The organism is Cupriavidus sp. WKF15 (genome assembly GCF_029278605.1).
Classification (GTDB): Bacteria; Pseudomonadota; Gammaproteobacteria; order Burkholderiales; family Burkholderiaceae; genus Cupriavidus.
In genome coordinates, this window is sequence record NZ_CP119572.1 from 1,923,265 (window position 1) to 1,935,033 (window position 11,769).

Here is an 11,769-nt window from a genome sequence, read left to right on the forward strand (position 1 = left end):
GCCTGCATGGCATTCATGGTGTCGGCGGGAACCGCCGCCGCGCAGGCGGCGCCTGCCGTACTGGTGCTTGGCGACAGCCTCTCGGCCGAATATGGCATTGCGCGCGGCTCTGGCTGGGTCAGCCTGTTGCAGCAGCGCTTGCAGAAAGAGCGCCTTGATTATAGCGTCGTCAACGCAAGCATCAGCGGCGAGACCACGATCGGCGGCAAGACGCGCCTGCCTGACCTGCTGGCACGGCATCGCCCTGCTGTGGTCATCGTGGAGCTTGGCGCCAATGACGCCTTGCGCGGCCTTGCGCTGCAGGTCACCGAGTCCAACCTGCGTACGATCGTTGGCGGCGCACAGAAGGCCGGCGCCCGGGTGCTGCTGATCGGCATGCGCATCCCGCCGAACTACGGCCAGGACTACACTGAGAAATTCTTCGCGCTCTATCCGCGGCTGGCTCAGGAATTCAAGGCGCCGCTCGTGCCCTTCTTCCTCGATAAAGTCATCTCGCGCCAGGACTGGTTCCAGCCGGACCGCATCCATCCGACTGCGGATGCCCAGCCGGCCCTGCTGGACACCGTGTGGCCTCAGCTCAGGCCCCTGCTAAGACCCGCCGGAAAAGGCTGACGACACAGCACGCACACTGCAAAAAAAGACCCCTGCGAGATTTGCAGGGGTCTTTGTCGCTGGCGCGGGACTTATTGCGCCGCCGCTTCGCTGCCAGCCGCCGTATCGGCCGCCGCGACTGGCTTGAGGATCTTGACCTTGGAGCGTGCCTTCAGGCTCTCGTAGTAGGCCCCAAGCTCCGTCTGGCCAGCCAGTTGCGCAAGCTGCTGCGCCTCGGCCTGGCGCTGGCCGCTGTTGGCCTGTTGCGGCTGGGTGATCTTGGTGATGCGGTAGACCGCATAGCCGTTCGCGCCCAGGTCCACGCCGACCATCGCGGGCAGCTTCGTGGCATCCGCGCGCATGATGGCTTCCACGGCCTTGGGCTCCACACCTTCCGCCTTGGCGCGCGACACCATGGTTACGCTGCCGAAGCCCTGCGCGCTGTCGCTCTTCTTCAGCGCTTCCAGTCGAGCCTCGCCATCCTTGCGGGCCAGTTCCGCCGCTTGCTGGGCGATGTAGCCTTCGCGGACCTTGGCTTCGACCTCCTCGAACTTGCGCACGGTCGCCGGGCGGTAATCCGCGATGCGGGCCGCAACCAGCGTGGTCGGGCCGACCTGGACGGCCTCGGTGTTGCGCTTGTTCTTGATTGCGTCATCGCTGAACAGCGCCTTGAGCAGTTTCTCATTGTTGAGCGGGCTGTTCTGCCCCAGCGCCGGGTTCGGCTGGCGGGTCACGCCATCCGCGGTCTGGATCGTCAGCTTGAACTTGTCGGCGGCCGGCTTCAGGCTGTCGGACTGTTCGTACACCATATTGCCAAACGCGTCGGCATCCTCCGCGTACTTCTTGGCGGCAAACTGCTTGCGCAGCTCGGCCTCCAGCTCGGGCCGCACGGCATCGAGCGGCCTGGTTTCGGCCGGCTTGATGCCGGTCAGCTTGATGATGTGATAGCCATAGTCCGTTTCCACCACGTCGCTGATCTGGCCGTCCTTGAGCGCGTACATGGCATCCTCGAACGGCTTGACCAGCGCGCCATGACCCATGAAGCCGAGGTCGCCGCCCTTTTCCGCCGAACCCGGATCCTGCGACTGCTTGCGCGCCACATCGGCAAACGTGTCGGGGTGCTTGCGCAGGTCTTCCAGCAGCTTGCCTGCCTTCTCCTTGGCCGCCTGCCGATCCGCTGCCGGCGCATCCTTGGGCGCGGCAATCAGGATATGGCTCGCGCGGCGCTGCTCATCCGTGCGAAAGCGCGCGATATTGCTGTCGTAGTAAGACTTCAGCTGCTCCGGCGTAACAGCCTGCGCCGCCGCCAGTGCATCGCCAGAGAGCACGACGTATTCCACCTTGGCCTGCTCGGGCACCGAGAACGCAGACTGATGGCTCTCGTAATACGCCTTCAGTGCGGCGGCATCCGGCTGCACCTTCGCCGTGTAGTCGGCCGGCTTGAACAGCAGCGCCTGCACATCGCGTTGCTGGTCACGCACGGCGATCAGGCGATCGAGCAGCGACTTGGGCACGAACGCCGTGCCGGCGATCGAGGTGCCCAGCTGCTGCGTGGCCAGGTCAAAGCGCATGCGCGCGTCGAACTGCTCCGGCGTCATGCCTTGCGCGGCCAGCAGCTGCAGATAGGCCTTGTCGTCGATCGAACCGTCCTGCTTGCGCGGCAGTTGCGCAATGGCCGGAATGCTGTTGATCGCCTCGAACAAGCGCGCGTTCGATACCGTCAGGTGCTCGCGTGCCACCTCGTTGGCCACCACGCGCTGCAGGATCAGCTGGTCCATCACGCTCTTGCGCAGCGCCGGGCCTTCGAACTGGCGCGGATCGTAGCTGGCGCCAAGCATCTGGCGCATGCGTTCGCTCTGTTCACGCACCACATTGTCCAGTTCCTGCACCGTGATCGCGCGGCCGTCGACCTTCGCGACATCGTGCGAGCTGTCCATGAAGCGCGAATAGCTCTCCACGCCGAAGAACACGAACGAAGGAAAGACAAGCAGCAGCAGCAGCAAAAGCATCAGGCGCCGGTTGTTGCGTACGAAATCAAGCATGCGGACTCGGGTAAGAGGGTTGGCACGAGGGTCAAACCCCGCGATTCTAGCAGGAGCCAGGCGCTGCACCGCCATTTGCCGGCCAGCGGCGGGATACGGATGTCTGCGTGCGATTGCAGCCATGCCACGGTCGGCAGCACCGGCGCCGAAAAACAAAAATGCCCGCTTAAGCGGGCATTTTTGCGTTGCATGATCTGGCGGAGTGGACGGGACTCGAACCCGCGACCCCCGGCGTGACAGGCCGGTATTCTAACCGACTGAACTACCACTCCTTTGTCGGTCCCTGCAATCGATCCGGCACATGCGCAATGGTGAAGTGGTGGGTGCTGAGGGGCTCGAACCCCCGACCTACGCCTTGTAAGGGCGCCGCTCTACCAACTGAGCTAAGCACCCACTGGACCATCGCAGGCTTGGCCGCCTGCAGGATATCTCGCTTCGCACGATTCGGCGGTTACTGCCTGGTTGCCGCTGTTTGCGTTGCGAGGCCGCGATTGTAATACGAGAGATTTCGATTTGCCAAGCACTGATCGCAATAATCTTTCGCAGGCCAAATACGCACATCCGACTCGCGCCGCCAAAGAAAAAAGCCGCGGTGTGACACCGCGGCGTTCTTTCCGTCTGTGCAGCAAACGGATCAGTGGTGGATCATCTCGACCTTGGCCGTTGCCTTGTCCGCCACCTCGGCGGGCTTGGCATCTTCCTCGGGCAGCGGCTCGGGCTTGCGCTCGAGTGCCAGTTCCAGCACCTTGTCGATCCAGCGGACCGGCACGATCTCGATGGCGTTCTTCACGTTGTCGGGAATCTCGGCGAGATCCTTGACGTTCTCCTCCGGGATCAGCACCAGCTTGATACCGCCACGGTGGGCAGCCAGCAGCTTTTCCTTGAGGCCACCGATCGGCAGCACTTCACCGCGCAGCGTGATCTCGCCAGTCATGGCCACATCCGCACGCACCGGAATGCCGGTCAGCACCGACACCAGCGCAGTCGTCATGGCGCCGCCGGCCGACGGACCGTCCTTGGGCGTGGCACCCTCGGGCACGTGGATGTGGATGTCGCGCTTCTCGAACATCTCATCCGCAATACCCAGGCGACGTGCCCGCGAACGCACCACCGAACGCGCAGCCTCGACCGACTCCTTCATCACGTCGCCCAGCGAGCCGGTGCGGGTGATGTTGCCCTTGCCCGGCATGATCGCGGCTTCGATGGTCAGCAGATCGCCGCCCACCTCCGTCCACGCCAGACCGGTCACCTGGCCAACCTGGTTTTCCTTGCCGGCCAGGCCGAAGTCGTACTTGCGCACGCCCAGGAACTTGTCGAGGTTCTCCGAATCGACCTTGATCGTGCCCGACTCCTTCTTCAGCAGCAGGAGCTTGACCGCCTTGCGAGCGATCTTGGACACCTCGCGCTCGAGCGAACGCACACCGGCTTCGCGCGTGTAGTAGCGGATGATGTCGCGGATCGCTGCATCGGTCACCTCGATCTCGCCAGCCTTCAGACCATTGTTCTTGATCTGCTTGGGCAGGAGGTAACGCGTGGCGATATTGAGCTTCTCGTCCTCGGTGTAGCCCGACAGGCGAATCACTTCCATCCGGTCCAGCAGCGGCGGCGGGATGTTCAGCGAGTTCGACGTCGCCACGAACATCACGTCGGACAGGTCGAAGTCCACTTCGATGTAGTGGTCCTGGAACGTGTGGTTCTGTTCCGGGTCCAGCACCTCGAGCAGCGCCGACGACGGATCGCCGCGGAAATCCATGCCCATCTTGTCGATCTCGTCGAGCAGGAAGAGCGGATTGCGCACACCGACCTTCGACAGGCTCTGCAGGATCTTGCCCGGCATCGAGCCGATGTAGGTACGGCGGTGACCACGGATCTCGGCCTCGTCACGCACGCCACCGAGTGCCATGCGCACGAACTTGCGGTTCGTGGCGCGCGCCACCGACTGGCCGAGCGAGGTCTTGCCTACGCCGGGAGGCCCGACCAGGCACAGGATCGGCGCCTTGACCTTGTCCACGCGTTGTTGCACGGCAAGATACTCAAGGATGCGTTCCTTGACCTTCTCGAGACCGTAATGGTCTTCATCGAGCACGCGCTCGGCATTGGCCAGGTCGTTGTTGACCTTGCTCTTCTTGCGCCACGGCAGGTTCACCAGCGTGTCGATGTAGTTGCGCACGACGGTGGCTTCCGCCGACATCGGCGACATCAGCTTGAGCTTCTTGAATTCGGCATCGGCCTTCTTCTTGGCTTCCTTCGGCATGCGCGCAGCCTTGATGCGCTTGTCGAGTTCTTCCAGGTCGGCGCCTTCTTCGCCCTCGCCCAGTTCCTTCTGGATGGCCTTGACCTGCTCGTTCAGGTAGTACTCGCGCTGGCTCTTCTCCATCTGGCGCTTGACGCGGCCGCGGATGCGCTTTTCCACCTGCAGGATGTCGATCTCGCCCTCGAGCTGCGACAGCAGGCTTTCCAGGCGTTCGGTCACATTGACCATCTCCAGGATCTTCTGCTTTTGCTCGAGCTTGATCGGCAGGTGCGCTGCGATGGTGTCGGCCAGGCGCCCTGCCTCGTCGATCCCCGACAGCGAAGTCAGGATCTCCGGCGGGATCTTCTTGTTGAGCTTCACGTACTGGTCGAACTGCGACACGATCGCGCGGCGCAGAGCCTCGGTCTCGGCGCTTTCAACCGGCGCGGGCGGCACGGGAACGGCTTCGCACATGAAGTGCGACTCGTCCTCGCTGACCTCGCGGATGTTTGCACGCTGCGTGCCTTCGACCAGCACCTTCACGGTGCCGTCCGGCAGCTTCAGCATTTGCAGGATATTGGCGATGCAGCCGACCTCGTACAGGTCGTCGGCGGTCGGTTCGTCCTTGGCGGCGGTCTTTTGCGCCACGAGCATGATGCTCTTGCCCGACTCCATCGCAGTCTCTAGCGCCTTGATGGACTTCGGGCGTCCCACGAACAACGGGATCACCATGTGCGGAAACACCACCACGTCGCGCAGCGGCAACAGTGGGAGGCGAATCGGCTCGGCCGGGAGGAGTTGTGTTCCGGACATCATTTTCCCCAAGTCAGTCATTTAAGGCGTAAATTGGGCCGCCCAAATCGATTACAAGATACCGAGACGAAACCGATTTGGATTGACAGGCTGATGCCGCATCCTGCACTTGCAGGCCCCTCTGGAACAGCATACCCGCGTTTCCTCCTCTTCGTCGGTTGAATTAAACAAAAAAAGCCGCTCGCTTCTACGCGAGCGGCCTTGCTGGCTGGCTGCCGTGGGCTCCTGACCACTTTACCCCGGACAGCGCTCGCGTCAGTTGGAGCCTGACACCTTCGGCTGCTGCTCCTCATACATCAGCAGCGGCGGTGCATCCCCGTTGATAGTGCTTTCGTCGATGACCACTTTCTGCACGCCCTTGTAGTTGGGCAGGTCGTACATGACGTCCATCAGCGATTGCTCAAGGATCGATCGCAGCCCGCGCGCACCCGTCTTGCGCCGGATCGCCTTGCGCGCGATGGCCGACAGCGCCGCGGGGCGGATTTCCAGTTCGACGCCCTCCATCGCCAGCAGCTTCTGGTATTGCTTGACCAGCGCATTTTTGGGCTCGACCAGGATCTGCATCAGCGCAGCTTCGTCCAGCTTGGCCAGCGTGGCGACCACAGGCAGACGGCCGATCAGCTCGGGAATCAGGCCGAACTTGATCAGGTCTTCCGGCTCGGTCTGCGGCAGCACCTCGCTGACGTCGCGCTCTTCCTTGCTCTGCACCTGCGCGGCAAAACCGATGCCGGTCTTGTCCGAGCGCTGCATGATGACCTTCTCCAGGCCGTCGAACGCACCACCGCAGATGAACAGGATATTGGTGGTGTCAACCTGCAGGAAATCCTGGTTCGGGTGCTTGCGGCCACCCTGCGGCGGCACCGAGGCCATGGTGCCCTCGATCAGCTTGAGCAGCGCCTGCTGGACGCCCTCGCCCGACACGTCACGCGTGATCGACGGGTTGTCCGACTTACGCGAGATCTTGTCGATCTCGTCGATGTAGACGATCCCGCGCTGCGCCTTCTCGACTTCGTAATTGCAGTTCTGCAGCAGCTTCTGGATGATGTTCTCGACGTCCTCGCCAACATAACCGGCTTCGGTCAGCGTGGTCGCGTCCGCGATCACGAATGGCACGTTGAGCAGCCGGGCCAGCGTTTGCGCGAGCAGCGTCTTGCCCGAACCGGTCGGGCCGATCAGCAGGATGTTGCTCTTGGAAAGCTCGACATCGTCCTTCTTGCCAAGATGCTTCAGGCGCTTGTAGTGGTTGTACACCGCTACAGCCAGGATCTTCTTGGCCTGTTCCTGGCCAATCACATATTGATCCAGGCTCTCCCGGATCTCATGCGGAGTAGGCAGGTCTGAGCGCGTCGTCGCGGCAGCATCTTTCTCGGATGCGGTGGCTTCGTCACGGATGATTTCGTTGCACAGGTCGATGCATTCGTCGCAAATGAACACCGACGGGCCGGCAATCAGCTTCTTCACTTCATGCTGGCTCTTGCCGCAGAAGGAGCAGTAGAGAAGCTTCTCGCTGGATGAACCTTTTTTTTCCGCCATAGGAATCAGTCACTTAGCAGTGTGCGCACTGCAGCACGGGGGGTGCCGCAGGAGTACGCTTCTAACGCATCATACGCCAAAACAATTTGCCCAGACGGCGGGGGTTACCCCGCCTTGTGGGACAAATGCAAAAAACGAGGCACAAGGCCTCGTTCCGGTGTAGCCTGTGCCGTTTCGGCCAGCCAACGTGCCGCCGCGTTCAACTTTACCGCAGCGGCCCGCAGCGTCAGCCGCGGCGGGCAATGACCTTGTCGATCAGGCCGTAGTCCACTGCCTGGTCGCCGCTCATGAAGTTGTCGCGATCGGTGTCGCGTGCGATCTTCTCAACCGGCTGGCCGGTCACTTCGGACAGGATGCTGTTCAGGCGCTCGCGCAGGTACAGGATCTCGCGTGCCTGGATCTCGATATCGGAGGCCTGGCCACGCGCACCACCCAGAGGCTGGTGGATCATGATGCGCGAGTTCGGCAGTGCGGAGCGCTTGCCCTTGGCACCGGCCGCCAGCAGGAATGCACCCATGCTCGCCGCCATGCCCATGCACAGCGTCTGCACATCAGGCTTGACGAACTGCATGGTGTCGTAGATCGCCAGGCCTGCCGAGACCGAACCGCCCGGCGAGTTGATGTACAGCGAAATATCCTTGTCCGGGTTCTCGCTTTCCAGGAACAGCAACTGCGCCACCACCAGGTTGGCGGTCTGGTCATTGACCTCGCCAACCAGGAACACCACGCGCTCCTTCAGCAGGCGCGAGTAGATGTCGTAGGCGCGCTCGCCCCGGCCGGACTGCTCGACGACCATCGGCACCAGCCCCAGACCCTGGGTTTCCAGCGCCGACGCCTGCGTGGTGGCGAGACGGTCAAGCAAATCATTGCGGGTCATGCAAGTTCTCCAGGGTATCGTTGGATGACAAGGAAAGCCGGGCATCACATCCCCGCACCAAGGCGCGGGGGCTGCGAATCATGCCGGACCTCAGGCTTGCTGTGCGTTGCCTTCGGCGGTCAGTTCCTCGAAGGACACCGACTTGTCGGTGACCTTGGCCTTGTCGCACACGAAATTTACCACGTTGTTTTCCAGCACGTAGGCTTCCATCTCGGCCAGGCGCTGCTGGTCGCCGTAGTACCAGCGCATGACTTCCTTCGGGTCTTCGTAGCTCTTGGCAAAGTCTTCGATCTCGGCCTTGATCTGGTCAGCCTTGGCTTCCAGGCCGTGGGCCTTGACGATCTCGGCCAGGATCAGGCCCAGCTTGACGCGGCGCTCGGCTTGCTGCGTGAACATCTCGGCCGGAATCGGCATATCCTTGGCGTTCGGCATGCCACGCTGCTCGAGGTCGCGGCGAGCCATCTCCACCAGGCGCTCCTGGTCTTGCTCAATCAGGGCCTTGGGCACGTCCAGCTCGCTCACCTTCAGCAGCGCTTCCATGACCTGGTCCTTCAGCATGGAGTGCGTGCGGCGCTTCACTTCGCGCTCGAGGTTCTCGCGGATGTCGGCGCGCATCTTCTCGATGCTGCCGTCGGCGATGCCCAGCGACTTGGCGAATGCATCGTTCACTTCCGGCAGGTGGGCCCACTCGATCTTCTTCAGCGTGACGGTGAACTCGGCGGTCTTGCCGGCCACGTCCTTGCCGTGATAGTCGGCCGGGAAAGCCAGCGGGAAGGTCTTGCTCTCGCCGACCTTCAGGCCCAGCGTGGCGGCCTCGAATTCCGGCAGCATGCGGCCTTCGCCCAGCACGAACGGGAAGTCCTCGGCCTTGCCGCCGGCGAACTCCACACCGTCGATCTTGCCGACGAAGTCCAGCGTCACGCGGTCGCCGTTCTGGGCTGTCACGTCGTTGCCACCGTCACCGTGCTCACCGGCTTCGCCACGCACGTGGTAGTGCACGCGCTGCTTGCGCAGGATGTCGATGGTCTTGTCGATTTCGGCGTCGGTGATATCGGTCTTGGTGCGCGTCACTTCCGCACCGGTCAGGTCACCCAGCTTGACTTCCGGGTACACCTCGAAGGTGGCGTCGAACGCAACTTCGTCCGCGCCCACGCCTTCGGTCTTGATCTCGAACTTCGGCTGGCCGGCAACCTTGACGTCCTGCTCTTTGGTGATGTCGAAGAACTTGCGGGCAGCCTTGTCGAAGCGGACTTCGAATTCGACTTGCTGGCCGTATTGCTTCTCGACCATCTTCATCGGCACCTTGCCCGGACGGAAGCCCGACATCTTCACCGTCTTCGACAGGCGAACCAGGCGCTCCTGCTTTTCCTTTTCGACTTCGGCCTTGGGAATGGCCAGGGTCACCTTGCGGTCCAGTTTGCCGAGGTTTTCAATGACGTTCGACATGGTCGTGATCCAATCCAGAAATGTAGTTGTGTTCGTAGCGCAATCGCTTGCGCGCCGGCCAGTCCGGCACTGGCGCGTGCCCGCGAGTTGCAAGCTCCGCGCAAACGGAAAACGGACATTATCGCACGGTTTCCATCCGCTTCCGGCAGTTTTTACCCTGACGCACCATCGGAATGCCCTTCGGCGCGGACGATTTGCCCATGACGCAGTGCGCGCAGAAGCAAGCGCGCCGGATCCATGGCATCGGCCAGGTCGGCTTCGAGCGGGAGCGGCTCGCCCTCGATCTGGCTGACCAGAAGTTCCGCGCCCAGTGCAGCCCACGTGAGGCCGCGCGACGCAAAGGCAAGTGCCGCGTAAAGCCCTGGCATGCGCGGAATATCGCGCAAGTGCGCTCCACGCAATGCGGTTGCCGCCGCTGCCGCCGCGGCCTCGTCCGGCATCTGGCCGATCAGCGGCAGGCGGTTGTGGGAGACGGTACGCACCCCGACATAGCCGCTCATCGTAGCGGGATCCAGGCCGTTGACCGCGGCCGAAATACAGGGCAAAAGCCCGGCCAGGCGCGCAAGGTTCGCGGCATGCACCTCCGTCCGCGCGACCAGTGGCCCATCGTCCGCTTCATAGCTCGAACCCACTCTCGCGCTGCCGTCATCGGCCATGGGCAGCAGGTACCCAGCCCCTGTCACCACACAGTCAGGCCACTGACCGAGTGCGCCGACCTGCTCCGGCGCGAGCGTGCTGAGCTGCCCTCGGACACGGCGCATCACCTGGTGCCGCATCGGAGCGAGCCGTGTTGCCTCGTGGGCATTGGCCAGGATCATGACGGGGGCCGACGCGAGAACAACCCCGTCGTGACCGATGGCCTCCCACGCATCGTTGTGCCGGCGGATACGGTCCACACGCGCACCGAACCGCGCGTGCACCGCATCTCCCGCGCGGCGCAACTGCGCCTTGCAGATATCCGGCGGCGCGACCCAGCCGCCCTGGGCGAACCAAAGGCCGCCGCGCGGCACACCGGCGCCGTGAAGCGATGCGGCTTCCGCGGGCGTCATCCAGCGCACGAAGGACTCCGGCAGGCCGAGCGCCTCGAGCGCCGCACGCTGCGCTTCGGACTCTGCTTCGTTTTCGCCGATCTGGAGCACCCCGCAGCCATGCCATCCCACCGGATGTCCGGCATCAGCCAGCGCCCTCCAGGCGCGCAGCGCATACTGGTTCCCGGCGCGCGACAGGCGGGACAAGAGGCTGTCGTCGGCCGAAATGTGCGCGTGCATGGCAGCGGCACGATGGGATGAAGTCTGCCTGGCCGGGCCGTCGTGGGCATCCAGCAACGTCACCTGCCAGCCGCGCGAAGCCAGTCGCTCCGTCAGCGCGCACCCTGCCAGGCCGGCGCCGATCACGATGGCATGCCGGGCCTTCCAGTCCGCGGCGGGGCTGGGCGCATGTCGCCTCGACTTCCACACCGGGCGGAACGTGGCAACCGTCATGTCGCGCTTGCCACCGAAGCCCGGTGCCTTGCGCGCATCGAAGCCGGCCTCCTGCAACCCGCGGCGCACGAACCCCGCCGCCGTATATGTGGCGAGCGTGGCGCCCGGCCGCGCCAGGCGTGCCAGTCCGCGGAATACCGCGGGCGACCACATATCCGCATTGCGCGACGGAGAGAACCCGTCCAGGTAGAACGCATCCGCACCGGCGACCAGCTTGGGCAGTACGGCCTCGATATCGCCGAGCGCCAGCGTCAGTGTGACGCCGCCATGATCGAACGCAAGCCGGTGAAGACCTGGCAGAGCATCCGGCCACGCAGCCTGCAGCTGGGTGGCCAGAGGCAGCAAGTCCGCAAGGCCGGCGTGCAGCTGGGCCAGCCCTTCACGCGTGAAGGGGTGCTTCTCGATCGAAACGAAGTGCAGCCGGGTGCAGCGCTGCGGATCATTGCGCCATGCCTGCCAGGTGGCCAGGAAGTTCAGCCCCTGCCCGAAACCGGTCTCGATGATGACGAACTGCTCACGCCCGGCCCAGGCCTGCGGCAGCCCGTTGCCGCCAAGGAACACATGATGCGCCTGCGCCAGCCCTCCTTCGGTGCTGTGGTAGACGTCGTCGTAGCGGGGTGAATACGGGGTGCCTTCGGCAGACAGGATGGGCTCGGCGGGCTCGAGTGCGCGCGGCATATACGGGACAGGAAACAGGTACGGGAGTCAGGGGGCGACTCGCGGCGGATGGTAGCATAGCGCCCCGTCCTGCAA

The 11,769-nt window shown here is 63.5% G+C and carries 7 protein-coding genes and 2 tRNA genes; 1 reads left to right on the forward strand and 8 read right to left on the reverse strand.

Annotated features, from left to right (window positions below; translation table 11 throughout):
- Nucleotides 1-6 precede the first annotated feature (6 nt).
- Nucleotides 7-612 carry an arylesterase gene (locus tag CupriaWKF_RS08935; RefSeq protein ID WP_276100730.1) on the forward strand — a complete coding sequence of 202 codons (606 nt, stop codon included), beginning with the start codon at nucleotides 7-9 and terminating at the stop codon, nucleotides 610-612.
- Between the two features lie 71 nt (nucleotides 613-683).
- On the opposite strand, the gene CupriaWKF_RS08940 is transcribed toward CupriaWKF_RS08935, so the two are convergent.
- The 8 genes from CupriaWKF_RS08940 to mnmC form a co-directional block, all read right to left on the reverse strand.
- Nucleotides 684-2,633 (reverse strand): SurA N-terminal domain-containing protein, encoded by a 1,950-nt coding sequence (locus CupriaWKF_RS08940; protein ID WP_276097566.1) that lies wholly within the window; start codon nucleotides 2,631-2,633, stop codon nucleotides 684-686.
- A gap of 195 nt (nucleotides 2,634-2,828) precedes the next feature.
- Nucleotides 2,829-2,905: transfer RNA gene (locus tag CupriaWKF_RS08945), tRNA-Asp, on the reverse strand.
- Between the two features lie 45 nt (nucleotides 2,906-2,950).
- A tRNA-Val gene (locus CupriaWKF_RS08950) sits at nucleotides 2,951-3,026 on the reverse strand.
- A 241-nt stretch (nucleotides 3,027-3,267) separates the two neighbouring features.
- Nucleotides 3,268-5,679 (reverse strand): endopeptidase La, encoded by a 2,412-nt coding sequence (lon, locus tag CupriaWKF_RS08955; RefSeq protein WP_276100732.1) that lies wholly within the window; start codon nucleotides 5,677-5,679, stop codon nucleotides 3,268-3,270.
- Nucleotides 5,680-5,934: 255 nt separating this feature from the next.
- Nucleotides 5,935-7,212 carry an ATP-dependent Clp protease ATP-binding subunit ClpX gene (gene clpX, locus CupriaWKF_RS08960; protein ID WP_276097567.1) on the reverse strand — a complete coding sequence of 426 codons (1,278 nt, stop codon included), beginning with the start codon at nucleotides 7,210-7,212 and terminating at the stop codon, nucleotides 5,935-5,937.
- 226 nt (nucleotides 7,213-7,438) lie between these two features.
- Nucleotides 7,439-8,089 carry an ATP-dependent Clp endopeptidase proteolytic subunit ClpP gene (clpP, locus tag CupriaWKF_RS08965; protein ID WP_211948088.1) on the reverse strand — a complete coding sequence of 217 codons (651 nt, stop codon included), beginning with the start codon at nucleotides 8,087-8,089 and terminating at the stop codon, nucleotides 7,439-7,441.
- Nucleotides 8,090-8,179: 90 nt separating this feature from the next.
- Nucleotides 8,180-9,535, reverse strand: a complete 1,356-nt coding sequence (gene tig / locus CupriaWKF_RS08970) for a trigger factor (protein WP_276097568.1) — start codon at nucleotides 9,533-9,535, stop codon at nucleotides 8,180-8,182.
- 152 nt (nucleotides 9,536-9,687) lie between these two features.
- Nucleotides 9,688-11,694, reverse strand: a complete 2,007-nt coding sequence (gene mnmC, locus CupriaWKF_RS08975; RefSeq protein WP_276097569.1) for a bifunctional tRNA (5-methylaminomethyl-2-thiouridine)(34)-methyltransferase MnmD/FAD-dependent 5-carboxymethylaminomethyl-2-thiouridine(34) oxidoreductase MnmC — start codon at nucleotides 11,692-11,694, stop codon at nucleotides 9,688-9,690.
- Between the last annotated feature and the right edge of the window lie 75 nt (nucleotides 11,695-11,769).